Here is a 22,075-nt window from a genome sequence, read left to right as displayed (position 1 = left end):
TCATGGGAACCAGCGCAGCGGTCACCTCTTCACCGGCCACCCGGCCGGACGCTGACGGCCGTTGCGGTGCCGGGCCGACCGCCCCGCCGCTGGAGACCGGGCCGACGACTCCATTGTTGGATGATGTGCTGGGCCAGTTGCGTGAGCTGACGGCAACCGCTGCCGAAGACACTGCTGGGCTGGGCTTCCGCGACGCGGCGGCGTACGCCGGGCAGATCGAGGAAGCCGGCCGGGCCCTGGAGTACCTGCAGGTTATGGCCGCCGGGGCGGTGGACCGGACCCGCACGTCCGCCCCGGACGCGGTCCCGGCCGGGGAAGACGGGTACCGCCGGACCGAGGACTTCTTGCGGGACCGGCTGCAGATCAGCGCCGCCGAAGCGCACCGCCGCCTGTCTCTGGCCCGCACCGTGCTGCCGCGCACCGGCATCACCGGGGGCCGGCTGCCGCCGGTGCACGAGGAACTCGCCGACGCGTTCGCTGCCGGGGACGTCCCGACCCGGTCGGCGACGATCATCAACCAGGCCCTGGAACGGGTCCGGCCCCTCTGTGACGCGGAGACCGCGGCCCGGATGGAACACTCCCTGACCCGGGCCGCGGCCGAGCATGACCCGGACTTCCTGTCCCGCCTGGCCCGGCGCTGGGTGGACGGCATCGACCAGGACGGCGGAGAACCTTCCGAAGAGCTCCTGCGCCAGCTTCAGGGCGTGTTCATTCGCCGGCCCCGCCACGGGTTGCAGCACCTGGAAATCTTCGCGACCAACGAACAGTTCGAACACCTCCTCACCGCCATGAACACCGCCACCAACCCCCGCAACCCCGGCCCTCAAGGCTCCGGCACCGGCCCTGGCACCAACGCCAACACCAAAGAAACGGCAGGAACCGGCACCCGGGACGCCCCCGCAGAAGGAACCGCCGCACAAGGAACCGCCGCAACCGGCGTTGCGGGCGCCGCGACAGGAGGAGCCGGCACTGCGGTCGCCGGTGGGGCTGGGTACGCAGGTGACCGGGCCGAGCAGGATGTGTTCGTTCCGGGACTGGACTGGCGGTCCCGGCCGCAGAAACTCCTCGACGGCCTCGTCGGCGCTTCCAAGGTAGCCCTCGCCTCCGGCGGGATGCCCGCCACCGGCGCCCTCCGGCCCCAGGTCATGGTCACCATCGACTACCGCGACCTCCTCGACCGCCTCCAACACACCACCACCAATACAGCTGCCGCCACAACAGCCACAGCCGGGACAGAAGCCTGGGGCGGCGCCGACGCCGAGACCGGCGCTAACGGATTCAGCTTCGGCAACAGCGGCACCGGCACCAACGCCGGTGACGGTAACGGATTCACCTTCGGCAACAGCGGCACCACCACCAACGCGGAGAGCGGTAACGGATCCAGCTTCGGCCAAGGCTTCGGGCGGGTCACCGTCCAAAGTGCAGAGGGAGGTAACGCATTCAGCGTCGGCCAGGGCTTCGGTACAGGCGCCGGTCAGAACACCGGCCAGGGTTCCGCTGGCCTCAGTTGCGGCGGAGCCGGGCCGCTAGGGTTCACCGGAACCGGGACCCTGGCGTTCACCGGACCTGTCACGGCCTCAACGATCCGCAAGATCGCCTGCGACGCGGACATCATCCCCGTCCTGCTCGGCTCCCAAGGCCGGGTCCTGGACATCGGCCGCACCAGCCGGGTCTTCCCGCCCCACATCCGCAAAGCCCTCACCGCCCGCGACCAGGGCTGCACCTTCCCCGGCTGCACCATCCCCGCGTCCTGGTGCGAAGCCCACCACATCACCTACTGGTCCCGCGGCGGCACCACCGGAACCGACAACGGAACCCTGCTCTGCTCCCACCACCACCATCTAATCCACAAAGAAGCCTGGACCATCCAGCTGCGAAGCGGCGTACCGTGGTTCATCCCGCCACCCCACCTCGACCCACGCCAAACACCAAGACAAAACCACTACTTCCGCTCATGACGGCAGCGCGCCGTGGGGGATTGTCTAAATAACGGTGGATGCGGGGTTGGCCTGACACGGCAGCATGCCTTGCACCGGGTCGCATGAGCCGAATGGTGTGGGGAAGTTCTTGAACGCCTGACCGGCGACTCAACTCAGTGAGCTGGCCGATGCGGACCGTCCTTCAGCCGGTGCCGAAAGGAAGTGCAGCGCCGTCGGGGAATGGCGCCGATCCTTGGCCGGGGGACATCGTGAACCACCCGTCGTTTAGCTCGGTCAGGAAGAATAGTTGCCGGTCTCCGTTGTCGAGGGGGTCACCGTCGGGGTAGGTCTCTCCGCATGTGACCGGCATGGAAGCGATTCGAGCGCTGCCCTGTCCGAGCTTGCCCTTGAGCACCTGCTGCACTTCTACGATGTGGACGTTGGCTTGATAGCCGTAGATGCGGACTTCGCCGTCGCGCTTAACCGATGTCCCGACAGCTACCGCGCCGGAGTGGTCATAGCGCTGCTGCATCGTGTCAAAGCGGACCCAGTCCGCACAGACTTCCGTGCGAGCCACCGGCACGAGCCAGCAACCGCTAAGCAGCAAAGTTGACACGCCAACCATCGAGACTGCCCCAAGCCTCCACATGCTAAGACCATAGTGGCCGCTTTTTCGGGAGTCCATGGACGGCCTTCCAGACGGGTTCGCGGAGCGCCACCCATGCAACGCCGCTGGACAAGGCCCCAGCGGCAACCGCTTCAGGGTCCCATGACCCGGGGGACTCAGACCTACCTGATCAAGACGAACGCCCGTAACGGGTCCGGGCTGAAGTCGGCACCTTCGGTAAAGCCCAAGGCCTCGTAGAACGCGCGCTGGCCGGGTTCGTTATCGGTGAGCAGCACCGTCTGCCGGACATGCCCGTAGCGGGCCTGGATTGCTTCCAAAAGTCGCCTGCCGATACCGGCTCCCTGGTAGGCAGGTTCAACCAGAATGTCCTGCAGATAGCAGATGGTCGCATCATCGGACACCGTGCGGGCGAAGCCGATCAGCCCGCCGCCGGTGTCCCTGGCAGCCACAAGAAACGAGGAGTTTCGGATGGCCCGCATAAGCAGCTGCGGGTCCCGGGTGTAAGCGGTCCACCCGACCGATGAGTACAGCGCCAGCACCTCCGCGTCGGACACGTGCGCGCCCGTGGAGATGGTGAAGTCAGGCATTGCACCAGTGTGGCATGCTGAGGTCCGTGCATCCCCGAACCCCACCTGCCGTCCCTTCGCGGGTCCTCTTCTACGGTGTCACCGGAAGCGGCAAATCGTCAGCGGCGCGCGCTTACGCGGCGCAAACCGGGCTTCCTGAATACTCCGCCGACGACGATATCGGCTGGCTTCCGGGCTGGCGGCAACCGAGTATTGAACAACAGCGGGAACTGGCGGCGCGCATCGCCGAGCAGGACAAGTGGGTTCTCGACAGCGCTTACGGCGTGTGGCGCGACCTCGTTGTCCCGCGAGCAGAGCTGATCGTGGGGCTGGACTATCCCCGGTGGCTTTCGCTGCTGAGGCTGCTCCGCCGCTCGCTGCGACGGGTCAGGACGAAGGAAAAAGTCTGCAACGGAAACCATGAGTCGTTCCGGCGCCTCTTCGCCAGGGATTCGATCATCGGCTGGCACTTCCGCTCTTTTAACCGCAAGCGCCGGGTAATGCGCGAATTGCAGCGCACCCCCGGCTCTGCGAAGGTCCTCGTCTTCGGCCATCCCCGCGAACTCGAGGCGTGGCTGGGGCAGCTCCCGACAGCAGATCCGCAGCCGGCACGCTCCTAACGCAGGGAGCACAGACCGGTCAGTTACAGAGTCAGCGGACCGGCTCGCCCTGCGCGTCGACGCGGAAGTCCGCTATCACGCGGTTAGTGGCGGTGTCGATGATCACCACAGAGTTAGCTGGCCAGGCAGGGTCGGCCGTGACGTTGTAGTTCACGTCCGTGAGCTGGGTGGGTCGGCCTGCATCGTTGATCCTGCGATTGAAGGCGTCTACCACTTCGCCGGTTTCGGTGTTGACGGCGACGGCCTCCTGAGGAAGTCCGGATGTATCTCCCGATGCCGGAGTTGCATTCCACCAGCCCTCGTAGCCGCCGACGGAGCCGTTCACCCGGGCCGCCGCAGCTCCTCCGGACTCTGGGGAAGCCGCAGCCTGCCCAGGCTGCCCGAACTGCTCATAGACAACAGGCTGGCCTGCCCAGGCAACCAGCGGTGCAGCAGCCAACAGGGTGAGGCCAACGAGGGCCACGGTTCTGTTCTTCAAGATGTCCCCCAACATTGAACGAAATTACCGCGAGCTTAACAGGCCCTGACCGCGCCGGCCCGCGGGCGTGGCTCGGAAACCAGCGGGCCGGGCGCTACTCGGACCGGGGGCCACAGTCCCTCGGACACCCGCCGGGCAGCCGCCCCGGAAACCAGCGGGCCGGCCTCACTTCTTCCCGAACAGCCCGCCCAGCAGGCCGCCGAGGCCGCCGTCGTTGTTCTGGCCGTCATTCCGGGCATCGTTCTGAGGTGTCTGCGGCGCCTCGTCCTGTTGCCCGGGGAGGTCGATGTCGATCAGCTCGCCCGGCTGCGGGGCTCCGCCGGAAGGCTGGGTCTGCGGGGCAGCCTGGGGCTGGAGCTCCGGCGAGGGCCCGGCGTCGGGCGCAGGAGCAGCAGAGCCCGGGACAGCCTCGTTGGCTCCGCGCCCACCACCCAGCACGCCGCCGAGGATGTCCCCAAGACCGCCGCCAAGACCGCCGCCGCCCGCGGCGCCGCCGAGAATCCCGCCAAGGATCCCGCCGAGGTCGATGCCCCCGGCGCCGCCCGCACCGGCACCCCCGCCGGACCGGCTCCCGCCCAGCACCTTTTTGGCAAGGTAGGACATGACAATCGGCGCCAGCAGGGGGAGAAGACGGCGGACCAGATCCCGGCTCACCCCGCCCAGCGGCGCGGTGCCCGCGAGCTGGCTGGCCACCTGATCCTGCCGGCCGCCGAAGACGTGGTCGACAATCTTCTCGCCATCGGCGGTGTCGATCTGGGCCGCGTCGACCCCGCCGTCAACCAGCCCGTTGTCGTGCTGGCCCAGCGCGGACTCCAGCGAGGCGGCGCCTTCCGGCGCCTGCGCGTTGTCGTGCAGTCCGGCGAGGAGCGTGGGTACGGCAGCCTCGACGGCGGCCTGCGCGGTCTGGCGGTCTGTGCCGAGCATGCCAGCGAGTTGGTCGACGGGGATCTGCCCAAGGATGCCCTGAAGCTCAGTCATAGCGTTTCTCCTTCAGCCGCGGGCACCCGCGGCGTTGCTGGGAGCGCCGGGCCTGTAGCCGGCGCAGAGCTGCTGCCCTTGCATCCTAGCCCGCCTCCTAGCCTGCCTCCCGGCTCGCCTCGGAGCCGCGTCCCGGCCCCGCGACCCGTGCCCTGAAGAGGGGGCCGGGCTGGCAGCCGTGCTGTCCTGCCGGCGTCCGGGAACCGGGGTGATTGCGGGTAATCTTAGAGAGTTCCGGAGCCGGCCCGACCGCTCCGGAGGAGTTTCTGGCAGGCAGCAAAAGGCGAGGTAGATGGTCCACATCTGGAACGACCCGTCCGAAGTCCCGGCGGACTTCGGTCCCTCCGTGGTCACGTTTGGCAACTTCGACGGCGTGCACCGCGGCCACCAGCAGGTCCTCTCGCAGCTCATCCGCACCGCCCGCCTGAACCACGCCCGCGCCGTCGCCATCACCTTCGACCCGCACCCCGCCCAGGTGCACCGCCCCGAATCCGCCCCCGAACTGATCATGGGGCTGGAAGACAAGCTCGTCGCCCTCGCCGAGGTGGGCCTGGACGCCGTCCTGGTGATGAAGTACTCGCTTGAACTGGCCAGTCTCACGCCGGAGGAATTCGTCTCAACCGTGCTTGTCGACGCGCTCAAGGCCAGCCACGTCGTGATCGGCCACGATGCCCGCTTCGGCCGCGGCAACTCCGGAGACCTGGACACCATGCGGGAGCTGGGGGAGAAGCTTGGCTTCGAGGTCCAGGTCATCAGCGAGTTCGGCTCCGAGGGCTACCCGGTGCACCGCAGCGACAGCAGCACTATCAGTGAGGACGACGGCGGGGCCCGCGACCGCCGCTGTTCGTCCACCTGGGTCCGCGAAGCCCTGCGCGAAGGCGACGTCGCCACGGCCGCTGCTGTCCTGGGGCGGCCGCACCGGATGCGCGGCCGCGTCGTCCACGGCGCAGCCCGAGGCCGTGACCTGGGTTTTCCCACAGCCAACCTTTCCAACGACGCCAGCGGCTACATCCCGGCGGACGGGATCTACGCCGGCTGGCTCGTCGACCAGGCCGGAACCCGTTGGCCCGCCGCCATCTCCGTCGGCTCGAACCCGACCTTTGACGGCGTCAGCCGGCAGGTCGAGGCCCACGTCATTGATCGTCCGGACGAAGCCGTTGAGGACTTCGATCTCTACGACCAGACAGTGGTTGTCGAGTTCGTGGCCCGGCTGCGCGGCATGGTCGCGTACCGTGGCCCGGAGGCACTCATTGAGCAGATGCGCCTGGACGTCCTCCAGGCACACGACCTCCTGTTCGCCGGCTAGCGGACCACGCGCAAGGAAGGCACGAGACGTGACGATTGAGAAGAACACCCGGGAGTTGGACAAGGACATCGTCCGTGACTTCAGCTCACGGATGAGCTATGCCTCGTACCTGCAGCTGCCGACCCTGCTCAGCGCCCAGCAGCCGGTCAGCGCGCCGGAACACCACGATGAAATGCTGTTCATCATCCAGCACCAGACGACCGAGCTGTGGCTCAAGCTGGTGCTGCACGAACTGCGCAGCGCGGCCGCCTGGCTGCGGGCGGACGATCTTGGTTCCGCGCTGAAGGCCATCGCGCGGGTCAAGCACATCCAGAAGACGCTCACCGAGCAATGGTCCGTGCTGGCCACCCTGACGCCCACCGAGTACTCGCAGTTCCGCGGCTTCCTGGGCAACTCCTCCGGATTCCAATCGAGCCAGTACCGGGCGGTGGAATTCCTGCTCGGCAACAAGAACCGGAAGATGCTGCCGGTGTTCGAAGCCGATCCGGAAGCCCACGCAATGCTTCTGGAACTGCTCGAAGCGCCGAGTATCTACGACGACTTTCTCGCCTACCTCAAACGCCAGGGCTTCGATGTGCCCGCCTCGGTGCTTGACCGCGATGTCAGCCAGGCCCATGAGTTCCGCCCCGAACTGGTCCCGGTGTTCAAGTACATCTACGAAAACGCGGCCGCCAACTGGGGTGCCTACGAGGCGTGCGAGGAACTCGTGGATTTGGAAGACAACTTCCAGCTGTGGCGGTTCCGCCACCTGCGCACGGTGCAGCGCACCATCGGCATGAAAACCGGGACCGGCGGATCCAGCGGAGCCGCCTTCCTGCAAAAGGCCCTTGAGCTCACCTTCTTCCCGGAGCTGTTCGCCGTCCGCACGGAGATCGGCCAGTGAGCGCCCAGCCCTCCGCGCCGGCGTCCACGGATGCCCTGTGGCAGCGGGCCGTTGGGCTCGACGCCGCGGACCCGCTTGCGTCCTACCGCGGGCACTTCATCGGAACGGACACGGACCTGTCCTACCTCGACGGCAACTCCCTGGGCCGCCCGCTGAAGCGGACCGCCACGGACATCGCAGCTTTCATCCAGGACAGCTGGGGCGGACGCCTGATTCGCGGCTGGGACGAGGAATGGCTGGAACTGCCGCAGGTCATCGGCGACCAGCTCGGCCGGGCCGTCCTCGGCGCCGCGCCCGGGCAGACCATCATCGCCGACTCCACCACCGTGGCGCTCTACAAGCTGATCCGTGCCGCGCTGGCCGCCGTCACAGACCCGGACCGCACCGAGATCGTGCTGGACACCGACAATTTTCCAACCGACCGGTACCTCGTTGAGGGCATCGCCCGCGAGGAGGGCCTGACGTTGCGCTGGATCGACGCCGACCCGGCCTCCGGCGTCACCGTCGACCAGGTGCGCGCCGCCGCCGGCCCGGCCACCGCCGTCGTGGTCCTGAGCCAGATTGCCTACCGCTCCGGCTTCCTCGCGGACCTGCCCGGCATCACCGCCGCCGTGCATGACGTCGGCGCCCTGGTGGTCTGGGACCTCTGCCACTCCGCCGGTTCCGTGGTGATTGAGCTCGACGCCGCCGGCGTCGACTTCGCCGCAGGCTGCACCTACAAGTACCTGAACGGGGGACCGGGATCGCCCGCGTTCGCCTACGTCAACGCCCGGCACCTGCCCGGACTGCAGCAGCCCATCTGGGGCTGGATGGGCCGCAAGGATGCCTTCGAAATGGGCCCCGGCTACGAACCCGCCGCGGGCATCCGCGGGTTCCTCAGCGGCACCCCAGCCGTTTTCGGCATGCTCGCCATGCGCGGCACCCTCGACCTGATCGAGGAAGTCGGTATGGCCGCCGTCCGGGAGAAGTCCGAACTCCTGACCGCGTTCGCCGTCGAGCTGTACGACGCCTGGCTGGAACCGGCCGGAGTGCGCCTCGGAACTCCGCGGGACCCCGAGCTGCGCGGCAGCCACATCACCGTCGACCACCCGGCGTTCCGGGAAATGACGGCGACGCTGTGGGAACAGGACGTGATTCCGGATTTCCGCGCCCCGCAGGGCATCCGGATCGGGCTCTCACCGCTCAGCACCTCCTTCGCGGAGCTCTACCGCGGCGTCGCGGCGATCCGGGGTTTGCTGCCGGACGCCGGCTGAGACGAACCCGGGCGGCGCCGGGCGGGCCGGGGCTGTTTAGACAACTTCGGCGGCGTGCCCGTAAACTAAACGTTGGATCCGGCTGCAGTCCGTGGTTGCTGGGTCCTGTCATGCGATAACGATCTGCCCGGCGGGCAGCGGAAATCGCACGGCATCCCCGGCAGTGAATTACTGATGCGGGCCTCACGGCACATCTCTAGGAGTAAACGTGGCACTTGAAGCCGCTGTAAAGCAGTCCATCATGAAGGACTTCGCAACGTCCGAGGGCGATACCGGTTCGCCGGAGGTCCAGGTTGCAGTCCTGACCCAGCGGATCAAGGATCTGACTGAGCACATGAAGGTGCACAAGCACGACTACCACACCCAGCGCGGTCTGCTGGCCATGGTTGGTCGCCGCAAGCGCATGCTCACCTACCTCAAGAACACTGACATCAACCGCTACCGTGCGCTCATCGAGCGCCTCGGCCTGCGCCGCTAGTCAGCTTTAGGGCGGCCCTTTCCACTGGAAAGGGCCGCCCTCTTCAGAAAACTCAACAGGAGGATCAACCGCATCACGCATTCGCGGTCCTCGGTAGTGACCTCCGGGAACGGCTTCAACGAGTGAAGCCTTGGCCCGTGGGTCTCGATCGATGACCGGGTGCAGTGCAGGCCAGTAGACAGATGCTGGGCTGGGTTGATGCGGCTGGACTCCGTGAAACAAGAAACGGAGGTGACTCTCTATGGAGGGTCCCGAAATCCAGTTCTCAGAAGCCGTCATTGATAATGGCCGCTTCGGCAAGCGGGTCATCCGCTTTGAAACCGGCCGTCTTGCCAAGCAGGCAGCCGGCGCAGCCATGGTCTACATCGACGAAGAGACCGCGCTGCTGTCCGCCACCACCGCCGGCAAGCACCCGCGTGAAGGCTTTGACTTCTTCCCGCTGACCGTGGACGTCGAAGAGCGCATGTACGCTGCCGGCCGCATTCCGGGCTCGTTCTTCCGCCGCGAAGGCCGTCCCTCGACCGAGGCCATCCTCGCCTGCCGCCTGATGGACCGCCCGCTGCGCCCCGCCTTCGTGAAGGGCCTGCGCAACGAGGTCCAGATTGTCGTCACCGTGCTGTCGATCAACCCGGACGAGCTGTACGACGTCGTCGCCATCAACGCGTCCTCGATGTCCACCCAGCTCTCCGGCCTGCCCTTCTCCGGCCCGATCGGCGGCGTCCGCGTTGCCCTCGTCGCCGACGAAAACGGCAGCCAGTGGGTTGCGTTCCCAAAGCACTCGCAGCTTGAGAACGCCGTTTTCAACATGGTCGTTGCCGGCCGAATCGCAGGCGACGACGTCGCCATCATGATGGTTGAAGCCGAAGCGACCGACAACTCCTGGAACCTCATCAAGGAACAGGGCGCCACCGCCCCAACCGAAGAGATCGTCTCCGAGGGCCTCGAAGCTGCCAAGCCGTTCATCAAGGCACTCTGCGAGGCGCAGTCCGACCTGGCAGCCCGCGCCGCCAAGCCGACCGTCGAGTTCCCGGTCTTCCTGGACTACCAGGACGATGTCTACGCCGCTGTTGAGTCCGCTGCCGCCGAGAAGCTGGCTGCGGTCTTCCAGATCGCCGACAAGCAGGAACGCGACACCGCATCCGACGCACTCAAGGACGAGGTCACCTCTTCCCTGGCCGGCCAGTTCGAGGGCCGCGAGAAGGAACTGTCCGCAGCCTTCCGCTCCGTTACCAAGCAGGTCGTGCGCCAGCGCATCCTCAAGGACCAGATCCGCATCGACGGCCGCGGCCTGACGGACATCCGCCAGCTCACCGCCGAGGTCGAGGTTCTGCCTCGCGTCCACGGTTCGGCCATCTTCGAACGCGGCGAGACCCAGATCATGGGTGTCACCACGCTGAACATGCTCAAGATGGAACAGCAGATCGACTCGCTGTCCCCGGTGACGCGCAAGCGCTACATGCACAACTACAACTTCCCGCCGTACTCCACCGGTGAGACCGGCCGCGTCGGTTCCCCGAAGCGCCGCGAAATCGGCCACGGCGCCCTGGCAGAACGCGCCATCATGCCGGTGTTGCCGACCCGGGAGGAATTCCCGTACGCCATCCGCCAGGTGTCTGAGGCTCTCAGCTCCAACGGTTCGACGTCGATGGGTTCCGTCTGCGCCTCCACGCTGTCCCTGCTGAACGCAGGCGTGCCGCTGAAGGCTGCCGTCGCCGGTATCGCCATGGGCCTGGTTTCCGACCAGGTCGACGGCCAGACCCGCTACGCCGCGCTGACCGACATCCTCGGCGCCGAAGATGCCTTCGGTGACATGGACTTCAAGGTTGCCGGTACCTCCGAGTTCGTTACGGCCATCCAGCTGGACACGAAGCTCGACGGCATCCCCGCCTCGGTCCTGGCCGCCGCCCTGAAGCAGGCCCGCGAAGCACGCCTGCACATCCTGGACGTGCTGAACTCCGCGATCGACACCCCGGACGAGCTCTCCGAGTTCGCGCCGCGCGTCATCGCGGTCAAGATCCCGGTAGACAAGATCGGCGAGGTCATCGGCCCGAAGGGCAAGATGATCAACCAGATCCAGGAAGACACCGGAGCCGACATCTCGATCGAGGACGACGGCACTGTCTACATCGGCGCCACCAACGGCCCGTCTGCCGACGCAGCACGGTCCGCGATCAACGCCATCGCCAACCCCCAGCTTCCGGAAATCGGCGAGCGCTACCTGGGTACGGTCGTCAAGACCACCACTTTCGGAGCCTTCGTTTCGCTGACCCCCGGCAAGGACGGTCTGCTGCACATCTCCGAGCTGCGCAAGATCGCCGGCGGCAAGCGGGTGGACAACGTCGAGGACGTCGTCTCCGTCGGGCAGAAGATTCAGGTGGAAATCACCAAGATCGACGACCGCGGAAAGCTCTCCCTCTCGCCCGTCGTGGCTGAGGAAGCAGCATCCGAGGACGCTGCGGGCGCTGACGTAGCCGAGGCGGCCGCAGAGTAATTCTGCCAAGCCAAACAGCGGGGCCGGTGGATTCTTCCACCGGCCCCGCTGCCGTTAAAGGCAGGTAGGATTGCAGGCAGATTTCGCCCATTTTGTGGAACGTTTTTTGAGGAAAGGCCTTAATGACTGTCGTCCCCCTGCCGCTAGAGCAGAACCAGCACTCGGACTCCCTCATCCACGGAGCCGACGGCGGCTCAGAGGTGCGGCGCTCAGTACTACCGGGCGGCGTCCGGGTCTTGACCGAAGCGATGCCGGGGCAACGCTCGGCGACGATCGGCTTCTGGGTCGGCGTCGGTTCGCGGGACGAGGCGCCGGGCCAGCACGGCTCCACCCACTTCCTTGAGCACCTGCTGTTCAAAGGCACCCGGCGGCGCACCGCGCTGGAGATCGCCTCCGCCTTTGACGAGGTGGGCGGGGAATCGAACGCGGCCACCGCGAAGGAAAGCACCTGCTACTTCGCCCGCGTCCTGGACACCGACCTGCCGATGGCGATCGACGTCATCGCAGACATGATCACCGGGGCGGTGCTGGACCCGCAGGAGATGGAGCAGGAACGCGACGTCATCCTCGAGGAAATCGCGATGGACAGCGACGACCCCACCGACGTCGCGCACGAACACTTCGTCGCTGCCGTGCTGGGCACGCACCCGCTCGGCCGCCCCATCGGCGGCACTCCGGATGCGATCCGCGCCGTCGCCCGCGACTCCGTCTGGGATCATTACCGCCGGTATTACCGTCCGGACGAGCTCGTCATCACCGCCGCCGGGGGACTGGACCATGACGTTGTCTGCGAGCTGGTGGTAGGTGCCCTGCATTCCGCTGGCTGGGAACTTGAGCACGACGCCGCCCCGGTGCAGCGCCGCTCCACCGAACGCGCCGCGATCACCGGCACCGCCGGGCTGCACGTGGTCAAGCGGCCCGTGGAACAGGCCAACATCATCATGGGCTGCCCCACGATCGTCGCCACCGACGACCGCCGCTACGTGATGAGCGTCCTGAACGCCGTCCTCGGCGGCGGCATGTCCTCCCGGCTGTTCCAGGAAGTCCGCGAGAAGCGCGGCCTGGTTTACTCCACCTACTCGTTCGCGTCCTCTTACGCCGACGCCGGCTACTTTGGCATGTACGCAGGCTGCACGCCGACAAAGGTCCGCCAGGTCCTGGAACTGCTGGGCGCGGAACTGGACAACCTGGCCGAGGGCGGCATCTCCGAGGAGGAACTGCGCAAGGCCGTCGGCCAGCTCAGCGGCGGGATCGTCCTGGCCCTGGAGGACACCGGCTCCCGTATGTCCCGGCTGGGCCGCGCGGAATTGGTTTCCGGCGAGTACCAAGACATCGACGAGACGCTGCGGCAGATCAAGGCCGTCACCGTGGCCGAGGTCCAGGAGCTCGCGCGCGAACTCGCGGCCGCCCCGCGGACCGTCACAGTGGTGGGCCCCTTCGAGGAAACGGAGACCTTCGGGTTCTGAACCGCCGCCTCCGCTGACCGGTACGACCGGTGCAGCCGCCGCGGCCAGGGGCCGAGGCCGTCGAGCCGGCCGCCTGTACCGTCGAGCCGGCCGCCTTTACAGCCGCACGGCCCGGCGTGATGATGGTGCCGGAGCCACTCGGGAGGACCTGACGCGGAGGAAGCATGGACGGAGAGCTGCCGGGCAGCGCACCCGAGGCCCTCGAGGCCTTTCTTGGGCAATGGAGCGGCACCACGCAGTGGGAAGCCACCGCCTGGGGGCCGGCCAGGACGGCATCAGCCGAGGTCGTTTTCGCCCGGGCGGCCGCCGGGCTGGCCGTGACCATGAGCTACCGCCACACCGACGCCGATGGCTCCCGGACCGACGGCGTCGGTGTCTTCACCGTGGACCGGAGCCGTCCCGACATCCTGTGGTACCACGTCAACAGCCTGGGACTGCCGCCTGAGCGGCCGGCCCGGGCCAGCTGGCAGGACGGCACACTGACCATTGAAAGGCGCAGCGACCGAGGCACCGCCCGCCACACCTTCACCGTGGAGGATGGCGTGCTCACCCACGCCGCCGGGCTGCGGCTGGGAAGCGCCGAGGAGTTCATCCCGTTCATGACCACTGTGTGCCGCCGTGTCCCTGAGACGGCAGCCATCCCCGCCTGACATTCCCCTCCTGATCTGGGGGAGGGTGGGCGCTTCGCCGCCTGACCTGACCGGGCCGCCGTGTTTCCGCCATGCCCCGAAACGTTGCCATTTCGTTGCAAAGCCGGGCTTGATATCCGTTGACACCGTGTGAGCCGCATCATAGATTTGCCGTAATCTGAATCACCTTTCAGGTTCGGCTCAGATCCCTTGCCCACATTCCGCGGATTTTCACCGAAAGGCATCCCGTGAAGGATACAAAGAAGTTCCTGATGGCCGCCGTCATGGCCACCGGGCTCGCGCTCAGCGCCTGCGCCCCCACCAGTGGTTCCGCCGCCCCGGCCGGGTCCGCCGGTGCCGGTAAGGCTGCCGAGCCCGTCAACGTCGGCATCATCTACTCCAAGACCGGCCCCCTCGCGGCCTATGGCGCCACCTACTACCAGGGCCTGCAGGCCGGTATCGATTACGCCACGAACGGCACTGGCGAGATTAACGGTGCCAAGATCAACCTGACCTACGCTGACGACGCCGGCGACCCGGACAAGGCCGTCACCGCGGCCAAGGACATGATCGGCAAGGGCTACAAGATCATCGGCGGCACGGCGTCCTCCGGGATCGCTGTAAAGCTCGCGGAACAGGCGCAGCAGAACAAGATCCTGTACATCTCCGGCGCCGCCGCCACCGATGCGATCCAGGGCGTCAACAAGTACACCTTCCGCTCGGGCCGCCAGAGCCTGCAGGACGTCGCCACCGCCGGCACCTTCATCGACCCCAAGGACAAGAAAGTCGTCGTGTTCGCGCAGGACAACGCCTTCGGCCAGGGCAACGTCGCTGCGGTCAAGGCAGTGCTTGGTGCCAAGGGTGCCGCGGTGAGCTCGGTGCTCGTCCCCGAAAACCAGGAACTCACCCCGTTCGCCCGCCAGCTTCTGGACGCTAAGCCGGACATGGTTTTCGTCGCCTGGGCCGGGGCAACCACCGGCACCATGTGGCAGTCGCTGAGCCAGCAGGGAGTATTTGACGCCGCGCCCGTGGTCACCGGCCTGGGCGACGCGTCCAGCTTCGGCGCCTACGGCCCGGCAAGCTCCAAAATCAGCTTCCTCAGCCACTACTTCCCGGGCGCCTCCGGCACCGAAGTGGAAAAGAAAATGATCGCTGGCGTCGAGAAGGCCGGCGGCAAGGCTGACCTCTTCACCCCGGACGGCTTCGTCCTCGGCCAGCTGATCGCCCAAGCCATCAAGGAAGGCGGCGGAACCGACCCCGACGCCATGGTCAAGTCCCTCGAAGGCTTCAGCTTCGACGGCCCCAAGGGCAAGGAAACCGTCCGCGCCTCGGACCACGCCCTGATCCAGGACATGTACCAGGCAAAGCTGGTCCAGAAGGGTGACACCTGGGCCCCCGAGCTGGTCAAGGCCGTCCCGGCCGACACCGTCGCTCCGCCGGAAAAAAAGAAGTAGCCGGCGGCGCCGCGCCTCGGCCCGCTCCGCCTCTAGCTAGCCAGAACGAAGGATCCGTATGACAACCCCAGCCCTGCCTGCCCTCGCGGTGGACGGCCTCGGTCTGCAGATCGGCGGTGCACGCATCCTGCAGGATGTGAGCTTCGCGGTCGCCGCCGGCGAAATGGTCGGCGTGATCGGGCCCAACGGGGCCGGCAAGACCACCTTGTTCAACCTGATTTCCGGCGTCGTGCGGCCCACTGCGGGCAGCATCACGCTGAACGGCAGGGAGATCACGGCCGCGCCCATCCATCGCCGGGCCAAGGCAGGGCTGGGACGGACCTTCCAGACCTCGAATCTGTTTCCCCGGCTCAGCGTGCTGGAAAACGTCCGGCTCGCTGCCCAGGCCAAACTGGGCGGCAGCTTCAGCATCCTGCGCTTTCCCTCTGCCTCGGACGAAGCCACCCGGATCGCCCGCGGCACCATCGCCGAGGTGGGTCTCACCGGCAAGCTGACGACGGCGGCGGGAGACCTCTCGCACGGCGAGAAGCGCAAGGTCGAAATCGCCGTGCTGCTGGCGACCGATCCCGCCGTCGTCCTGCTCGACGAGCCGATGGCCGGGGTGGCGTCGGGGGACGTCCCGTCCCTCACCGCGATTATCCGGGGGATGCACCGCGACCGCGGTTGCACCGTGATGATGGTCGAACATCACATGGACGTCGTACTGGGCCTGGTGGACCGGGTGGCCGTAATGCACCACGGCAGCCTGCTGGCCCTGGACAGCCCCGACGCCGTGATGGCCGACCCCACCGTGCAAAGCGCCTACCTCGGAGAACCAGTATGAGCACAGCTGACCACCACCGCGCCGCCGAGGCCGCGCCCATCCTCAGGGTCGAGGGCCTCAGCGCCCGGATCGCCGGGCAGCAGGTCGTTGAGGACGTGTCCTTCACCGTGCCGGCCACCGGCATCACCGCACTGCTGGGCCGCAACGGCGTCGGCAAAACCAGCACCATCAAGGCCATCATCGGCCTGATCGACCGCACCGGCACAGTGGAACTGGCCGGTGAACGGATCGAAAAGGAAGCCACCTTCAAGATCATCCAGCGCGGCGTCGGCTACGTCCCGGAGGACCGCGAAGTCTTTTCCGAACTGACCGTGGCGGAGAACCTCCGGCTCGCCGAACGCGACGCCAACCCGCGCAGGCAATTGGTCGAGGAGCTCTTCCCGGACCTGCTGGCCCGCGCCGGCCAGATGGCCGGAACGCTTTCCGGCGGCCAGCAGCAGATGGTTTCCCTGGCCCGGGCCCTGCTGAACACCAACAAAATCCTGCTGGTCGACGAGCCGACCAAGGGCCTTGCCCCCAAGATCGTCGGCGAGGTGGCCGAGACCCTTGCCGAAGCGGCCAAAACGGTCCCCATCCTGCTCGTTGAACAAAACCTGCACGTGGTCCGCCAGCTCGCCGAGGGAGCAGTCGTGCTCTCCGGCGGACGCGTGGTCCACACCGGCCGCGCGCTCGACTTCCTCGACGACGCAGGGCTGATCCACAGACATCTCGGTGTCTCCACCGACGCGGCGTCCCACGCGGATCCGGTCGAGAAAGGCGCTGCCCTGTGAGCACCGTCATCCTGTTGCTGTTCACCGGCCTCGGCCTCGGTGCGCTGTACTTCCTCGTGGCCGCAGGGCTGTCCCTGATCTACGGGCTGATGGGCGTGCTCAACTTCGCGCACGGGGCGTTCCTGACCCTGGGCGCATTCACGGGCTGGGAGATGGCCCGCCGCGCCGGCTCCGACAACTGGGGAATCTTTCTGCTCTCCCTCGTCGTCGGGGCCGTGGCCGGTGCCGTCTTTGCCGCCTTCACCGAGTTTGTTCTGATCCGCAGGTTGTACCAACGCCACATCGAGCAGGTGCTCGTCACGCTGGGTCTCTCGCTCGCCGCCGTCGCGCTGTTCGACGGAACGTGGGGAACCGACCCGGTCTACATCCAGGGCCCGGCATGGTTCAAGGACACCACCGACATCCTGGGCGCCCGGGTTCCGAACGACCGCTTCGTCTGCATCCTCGCCGCGGTCCTGGTGCTGCTGGCCCTGGTGTTCTTCCTCAAGAAGACCCGCTACGGCATGATCATCCGCGCCGGTGTCGAAAACCGCTCCATGGTCACCGCCCTCGGCATCGACGTCCGCAAAGCCTTCACCCTCGTCTTCACCATCGGCGGGGCGGCGGCCGGCCTCGGCGGCGTCCTCGCCTCGCACTACTTCGGCTACGTCTCCCCGATGCTCGGCGGCTCGCTGCTGATCTTCGCCTTCATCGTCACGGTGATCGGCGGGCTCGGCTCACTGACCGGCGCGGCCATCGCCGCCGTCGCCGTCGCCATCCTGCAGCAGTTCGCCAACTTCTACCTCGGCGGCACCGGCGACTTCGTCGTCGTGCTGGCCCTGGCGCTCGTGCTGCTGTTCCGCCCCACCGGCCTGCTCGGGAGAACCGCATGACCACCGACACTGACACCAACAACACCGGCCAGCCCGCAGCCGACGGAAGCGCCCGCGCGGGGGCGGGCAAAACCGGCAGACGCGGGGCCGGGGGAGCGCCGGGCGCAACAGCGGTCACCGCAGGCCGCCGCGTCACGGGCCGCCGCCTCGCGTCCTGGGCCGCAGGTCTGGCCGGGGTGCTGCTGCTGGTCCTGCTCCCGCTGCTGAACATCTCACTGCCCGGCGTGCTGCCCGGCCCCAGCTACACCCCGGGCTCACTCCAACTGCTGGCGATGTGCATGCTGATGGCGGCCGCGGCCCTGACCTACCACCTGCTCCTGGGCGTCGCCGGGCTGCTGTCCTTCGGGCACGCGCTCTACTTCGGCGCCGGTGTCTACGGGCTCGCGATCATCCTGCAGAACCTGGACATTCCGCTGCTGCCGGCCATGGGGCTCACCCTGCTGATCGTGATCGTCCTGGCCCACGTCGTCGGCAGCATCAGCCTGCGGGTCAGCGGCATCCCCTTCGCCATGGTCACCCTCGCCTTCGCCCAGGCCGGTTCCGTGATCGTGGGCCGCAATCCCGAGGGCCGGACCGGAGGCGACGAGGGCCTGACGCTGCGGACCGACAACCTGCCCGACTTCCTGGTCGGCGTCGTCAACACCCGCAACCTGTACTGGCTGGCACTGGCCGTGCTCGTCGTCGTGTTTGTCGTCGTCACCTGGGTGCAGTCGTCCCGGGCCGGCCACTCCGCGGCGGCAGTCCGCGAGAACGAACTGCGCGTCCGGGTCCTTGGCCTGCAGCCCTACCTGGTCAAGCTGCTGATTTTTGTTCTTTCCGCCCATCCTGGTCAGCGTGGTCGGCATGGTCTTCCTGCTGCTGCAAAGCGGTGCGATACCGCGGGCCATCTCCTCGGATCTGACCATCACGCTGCTGGTCATGGTGGTCCTGGGCGGCGTCGGCTCGCGCTGGGGCGCCGTCGTCGGAGGCGTGTTCTACACCATCCTCGACCAGCGGCTCACTGCCCTCGCCAACTCCGAGGCCGTCAAGTCCCTGCCGGACATCCTGCGGGTACCGTTGTCTGAACCGCTGTTCATCCTCGGCACGCTCTTCATCCTGGTAGTGCTCTTCCTGCCCGGGGGTCTGGCGGGAACCGCCGAACGGCTGGCACAACGGCGCCGCGGCGGCCGTGCCGGCAGCGGCGGTACGGAGACGCCCCAAGACATCCTGGAGGACGCTGCATGAGCGGCACAACCCGAAGCCACCTGGCCGATGGCCTGCACACCCTGGGCCGCTGGACCAGCGACCGCAGCCTCGCCACCCCGAACCGCGTCGCCATCGACGACCGCGGCTGCACCCTGCTCTACAGCGAGCTGGAGCGCCGTGCCGCCGCCCTGGCCGCCGGGTTCCAGGTGGCGGGCTATCGGATTGGCGACAGGATCGCGACCCTGACCGGGAACAGCTCGGACCATGTGGTGGCCTTCTTCGCCTGCGCCAAGGCCGGACTCGTCCTGGTCCCGCTGTCCTGGCGGCTCTCACCCAGGGAGCTGGCCGCCCAGCTGGAGCTTGCTGAGCCGCAGCTGCTGCTGGTCGAAGGCGACCTCGAGACCCTTGGAGCGGCGGCGTCCGGCCTGCTGGCGCACCGGCCAAGGACCGCCCCGCTGGGCCCGGGCGGCGTTGAAAAGTCGGTGCCGGCTCCCACCCGGGTGGCCGCCGTGCCGGCAGACGCGCCCGGAAGGGAAGTGCGCGACGACGACGCCCTGCTGATGATCTTCACCTCCGGCACCGAAGGGGCCAGCAAGGCAGCGGTGCTGACCCACGCCAACTGCTTTTGGAACAACCTCTCACTCTCCCGCACCCTGGACATGGGCAGCAACGACGTCGTCCTGGCCGTGCTGCCGCAATTCCACGTGGGCGGCTGGAACATCCAGCCGCTGCTGGCCTGGTGGGTCGGTGCCACGGTGGTGCTCGAACGTGGTTTTGACCCGGGCCGGGTCCTGCAGCTGATTCCCGAACGCGGCGTCACCATGCTGATGGGCGTCCCTACCCAGTACCTGATGCTCGCCGAACACCCGGACTTCGCCTCCGCGGAACTCGGCAGCCTGCGCCACGCCGTCGTCGGCGGAGCGCCCATGCCAGCGCCCCTGCTGCGGATCTGGCACCGCAGGGGAGTGGCGCTGAGTCAGGGGTACGGGCTCACGGAGGCCTCCCCGAACGTGCTCTGCCTGCCCAACGAGGATGCCGAGCGGATGATCGGCTACTCCGGCAAGCCGTACCCGCACGTCGTCGTCGCGGTGGCTGACCCTGCCACCGGCGAAATCCTCGACGGCGCCGCCGCCGGTGAGCTGCTGGTGGGCGGCCCGGGCGTGTTCGCCGGCTACTTCCGTGATCCGGCGGCCACCGCGGCCGTCCTCGCCGGCGGCTGGCTGCGCACCGGCGACCTCGTCGAACGCGACGCCGAGGGGTACATCAAGGTGGTGGACCGGCTCAAGGACATCTACATCTCCGGCGGTGAGAACGTAGCGCCGTCCGAGGTCGAGGCAGCCCTGCTGGCCCACCCCGCCGTGGCCCAGGCCGCCGTCGTCGGCGTGGAGGACCCGCGCTGGGGGGAAACCGGCATGGCCTTCGTGGTGGTCCGCCCCGGCATGGCCACCGACGAACAGGAGCTGCTGGAGCACTGCACCGCCCAGCTGGCCCGCTTCAAGGTGCCGGCACAAATCGAAATGGTCTCGGCGCTGCCCCGCACCGCGCTGAACAAGGTACTCCGCGCCAAATTGCGCCAGGAGCTGGCCGGCCGCCCTGCGTCAGGAAATGCTGCGTCCGGAAGCACACAGCCGCAGGGCGGCCGGCGGTGAGCGCCGCGCCGCGCACCGCCCGGGGCAACCGCACCAGGGCCAAGCTGCTCGAAGCCGCCGAATCGCTCTTCGCTTCCGTGGGCTACCACGAGGCCTCGATCGTGAAGATCACCGAGGCGGCCGGTGTCGGCCTCGGCACCTTCTATTTGTATTTCGACGGCAAGCAGGCCATCTTCGACGAAGTCGTCGAAGACCTCAACCGCCGGGTCCGGCACGCGATGACCGACGCTGCCCGGAGCGCCGGCACCCGGCTTGAGGCGGAACGGGCCGGGTTCCGGGCGTTCTTCCGCTTCACCGCGCAGCACCCCGCCCTCTACCGGATCATCCGCCAGGCCGAGTTCGTCTCACCCGGAGCGCTCCGCCTGCACTACACCCGAGTCGTCAACGGCTACATCGAAGGCTTGAAAGCCGCCCAGCTGAGCGGTGAAGTCCGGGCCATGGACCCCAACGTGGCAGCCTGGGCCCTGATGGGCATCGGCGAGCTGATCGGCATGCGGTGGGTGCTGTGGGACGAGGAAGGAACCGAACCGGCTGCCGGAGCCCGGCCCGAGGTGCCCGAAGAGGTCTTCGACGAAATGATGCAGTTCATTGAACGGGCCCTCGCGCCCGACCCTGGCTCCGGCCGGCCCACCGCCTCACCCCAAGAAACGACCGCGAACCCCACCCCGCCCCAGGAAGGGACACCGTCATGACCCAGACAACCAACCAGGAAACCTACCGGACCACCGAAGTGGCGGTACGCGGCGGGACGCTGCACACCGCCATCTGGGGTCCCGAGGATCAGGACGCCCCCACCATCCTGGCCGTCCACGGCGTCACCGCCTCGCACAAATGCTGGGCGTATCTGGCTGCGGCGCTGCCCGACGTGCGGATCATCGCGCCTGACCTGCGCGGCCGTGGCCGCAGCAACTCCTTGCCCGCGCCGTACGGCATGGCCTCGCACGCAGAGGACATGGCTGCCGTACTCACAGGGCTGGCCCCGGAGCCCCGTCGTCGTGGTGGGACATTCAATGGGCGGCTTCGTGTCGCTTGTCCTGGCAAACCAGTTCCCGGAGCGCGTCCGCTCGCTCGTGCTGGTGGACGGCGGCCTGCCGCTGCAGGTCCCGGAAGGGCTCTCGGATGACGAGATCATTACCTCCGTGCTGGGACCGGCGGCGGAGCGCCTGAACGCCACCTTCCCGAGCCGTGAGGTCTACCGGTCCTTCTGGCGGCAGCACCCGGCTTTCAGCACCGACTGGGGCCCGTTCGTGGACGCGTATGTGGATTACGATCTCACCGGCGAGGAACCGGAGTTGCGGCCCGCCACGCGGTACGAAGCGATGGCCGAGGACACCGCGGACCTGCACCGCGGCGCGTCACTGCTGAAGGCCCTGGATGAGCTCTCCGTGGACGCCGAGGTGCTCCGCGCGCCACGAGGCCTGCTCAACGAACCGGCCGGGCTCTACGCGCCCGGCTACCTGGAGTCGTGGGCAGAAAAGCTGCCAACACTGACGGTCCAGGAAGTGCCCGACGTCAACCACTACACCATCATCATGGGCGAACCCGGCGCCCGCGCAGTGGCCGAGACGGTACAGGCGGCCCTGGCCCGCGGCTGACGGTCAAAGCCGGGTCCAGCCTCGCGGCTGGC

Annotated in this window: 21 protein-coding genes and 1 pseudogene; 18 read left to right on the top strand and 4 right to left on the bottom strand. The window is 67.6% G+C overall.

All coding sequences use genetic code 11. The features are described from left to right. Positions 1-2: 2 nt before the first annotated feature. Complete coding sequence (locus QFZ61_RS14850) at positions 3-1,958, top strand: HNH endonuclease signature motif containing protein (protein WP_307037296.1); 1,956 nt, start codon at positions 3-5, stop codon at positions 1,956-1,958. A gap of 163 nt (positions 1,959-2,121) precedes the next feature. Here the strand turns inward: QFZ61_RS14850 and QFZ61_RS14845 are convergent, their stop codons facing one another. After that, positions 2,122-2,496, bottom strand: coding sequence for a hypothetical protein (locus QFZ61_RS14845; protein WP_307037294.1), 375 nt, complete (start codon positions 2,494-2,496; stop codon positions 2,122-2,124). A gap of 212 nt (positions 2,497-2,708) precedes the next feature. Beyond that, positions 2,709-3,134: a GNAT family N-acetyltransferase gene (locus QFZ61_RS14840; RefSeq protein ID WP_307037292.1), complete on the bottom strand. Its 426-nt coding sequence runs from the start codon at positions 3,132-3,134 to the stop codon at positions 2,709-2,711. A 26-nt stretch (positions 3,135-3,160) separates the two neighbouring features. Between QFZ61_RS14840 and QFZ61_RS14835 the strand changes: the two genes are divergently transcribed. Then, positions 3,161-3,733 (top strand): adenylate kinase, encoded by a 573-nt coding sequence (locus tag QFZ61_RS14835; RefSeq protein ID WP_307037291.1) that lies wholly within the window; start codon positions 3,161-3,163, stop codon positions 3,731-3,733. Between the two features lie 31 nt (positions 3,734-3,764). On the opposite strand, the gene QFZ61_RS14830 is transcribed toward QFZ61_RS14835, so the two are convergent. Together QFZ61_RS14830 and QFZ61_RS14825 are read right to left on the bottom strand one after the other, a co-directional pair. Then, the gene (locus QFZ61_RS14830) at positions 3,765-4,211 is read right to left on the bottom strand and encodes a hypothetical protein (protein ID WP_307037290.1); all 447 of its coding nucleotides are present in this window, start codon (positions 4,209-4,211) and stop codon (positions 3,765-3,767) included. A 165-nt stretch (positions 4,212-4,376) separates the two neighbouring features. Continuing rightward, positions 4,377-5,189 (bottom strand): DUF937 domain-containing protein, encoded by an 813-nt coding sequence (locus QFZ61_RS14825; protein WP_307037289.1) that lies wholly within the window; start codon positions 5,187-5,189, stop codon positions 4,377-4,379. Between the two features lie 292 nt (positions 5,190-5,481). On the opposite strand from QFZ61_RS14825, the gene QFZ61_RS14820 reads away from it, so the two are divergent. The 16 genes and pseudogenes from QFZ61_RS14820 (at position 5,482) to QFZ61_RS14735 (ending at position 22,043) form a co-directional block, all read left to right on the top strand. Continuing rightward, positions 5,482-6,495, top strand: coding sequence for a bifunctional riboflavin kinase/FAD synthetase (locus QFZ61_RS14820; RefSeq protein ID WP_307037287.1), 1,014 nt, complete (start codon positions 5,482-5,484; stop codon positions 6,493-6,495). Between the two features lie 28 nt (positions 6,496-6,523). Continuing rightward, on the top strand, positions 6,524-7,378 hold the full coding sequence (kynA, locus tag QFZ61_RS14815) for a tryptophan 2,3-dioxygenase (protein ID WP_307037285.1): 855 nt from the start codon (positions 6,524-6,526) through the stop codon (positions 7,376-7,378). After that, the gene (locus QFZ61_RS14810; RefSeq protein WP_307037283.1) at positions 7,375-8,631 is read left to right on the top strand and encodes a kynureninase; all 1,257 of its coding nucleotides are present in this window, start codon (positions 7,375-7,377) and stop codon (positions 8,629-8,631) included. The genes kynA and QFZ61_RS14810 overlap by 4 nt, the downstream gene beginning before the upstream one ends. 208 nt (positions 8,632-8,839) lie before the next feature. Next, complete coding sequence (rpsO, locus tag QFZ61_RS14805; RefSeq protein WP_290258342.1) at positions 8,840-9,109, top strand: 30S ribosomal protein S15; 270 nt, start codon at positions 8,840-8,842, stop codon at positions 9,107-9,109. A gap of 241 nt (positions 9,110-9,350) precedes the next feature. Then, a complete protein-coding gene (locus QFZ61_RS14800; RefSeq protein WP_307037281.1) occupies positions 9,351-11,600 on the top strand; it encodes a polyribonucleotide nucleotidyltransferase in 2,250 nt (749 codons plus the stop codon). Positions 11,601-11,722: 122 nt separating this feature from the next. Continuing rightward, the gene (locus tag QFZ61_RS14795; RefSeq protein ID WP_307037279.1) at positions 11,723-13,066 is read left to right on the top strand and encodes a pitrilysin family protein; all 1,344 of its coding nucleotides are present in this window, start codon (positions 11,723-11,725) and stop codon (positions 13,064-13,066) included. Between the two features lie 164 nt (positions 13,067-13,230). Further along, complete coding sequence (locus QFZ61_RS14790) at positions 13,231-13,716, top strand: DUF1579 domain-containing protein (RefSeq protein WP_307037277.1); 486 nt, start codon at positions 13,231-13,233, stop codon at positions 13,714-13,716. Positions 13,717-13,943: 227 nt separating this feature from the next. Continuing rightward, a complete protein-coding gene (locus tag QFZ61_RS14785; protein WP_307037276.1) occupies positions 13,944-15,149 on the top strand; it encodes a substrate-binding domain-containing protein in 1,206 nt (401 codons plus the stop codon). Positions 15,150-15,207: 58 nt separating this feature from the next. Continuing rightward, entirely contained in the window at positions 15,208-15,972 is a 765-nt protein-coding gene (locus tag QFZ61_RS14780; RefSeq protein ID WP_307037274.1) for an ABC transporter ATP-binding protein, read from the top strand. After that, complete coding sequence (locus QFZ61_RS14775) at positions 15,969-16,742, top strand: ABC transporter ATP-binding protein (RefSeq protein ID WP_307037272.1); 774 nt, start codon at positions 15,969-15,971, stop codon at positions 16,740-16,742. Before QFZ61_RS14780 ends, QFZ61_RS14775 begins: the two co-directional genes overlap by 4 nt. After that, a complete protein-coding gene (locus QFZ61_RS14770) occupies positions 16,739-17,614 on the top strand; it encodes a branched-chain amino acid ABC transporter permease (RefSeq protein WP_307037270.1) in 876 nt (291 codons plus the stop codon). Before QFZ61_RS14775 ends, QFZ61_RS14770 begins: the two co-directional genes overlap by 4 nt. After that, positions 17,611-18,678, top strand: coding sequence for a branched-chain amino acid ABC transporter permease (locus QFZ61_RS14765; protein ID WP_373427164.1), 1,068 nt, complete (start codon positions 17,611-17,613; stop codon positions 18,676-18,678). Before QFZ61_RS14770 ends, QFZ61_RS14765 begins: the two co-directional genes overlap by 4 nt. Beyond that, complete coding sequence (locus QFZ61_RS14755) at positions 18,671-18,838, top strand: hypothetical protein (RefSeq protein WP_307038293.1); 168 nt, start codon at positions 18,671-18,673, stop codon at positions 18,836-18,838. The genes QFZ61_RS14765 and QFZ61_RS14755 overlap by 8 nt, the downstream gene beginning before the upstream one ends. Beyond that, complete coding sequence (locus QFZ61_RS14750; protein WP_307037268.1) at positions 18,835-20,448, top strand: class I adenylate-forming enzyme family protein; 1,614 nt, start codon at positions 18,835-18,837, stop codon at positions 20,446-20,448. The genes QFZ61_RS14755 and QFZ61_RS14750 overlap by 4 nt, the downstream gene beginning before the upstream one ends. After that, positions 20,445-21,140, top strand: coding sequence for a TetR/AcrR family transcriptional regulator (locus tag QFZ61_RS14745; protein WP_307037266.1), 696 nt, complete (start codon positions 20,445-20,447; stop codon positions 21,138-21,140). The genes QFZ61_RS14750 and QFZ61_RS14745 overlap by 4 nt, the downstream gene beginning before the upstream one ends. Next, a pseudogene (locus QFZ61_RS14735) lies at positions 21,137-22,043 on the top strand (alpha/beta hydrolase). Before QFZ61_RS14745 ends, QFZ61_RS14735 begins: the two are co-directional and overlap by 4 nt. Positions 22,044-22,075 lie beyond the last annotated feature (32 nt).

Origin of the sequence: Arthrobacter sp. B3I4, assembly GCF_030816855.1 — a bacterium.
Classification (GTDB): Bacteria; Actinomycetota; Actinomycetes; order Actinomycetales; family Micrococcaceae; genus Arthrobacter.
Note: the sequence above shows the minus strand (reverse complement) of the source record. Positions and strands in the feature narration are given on the sequence as shown.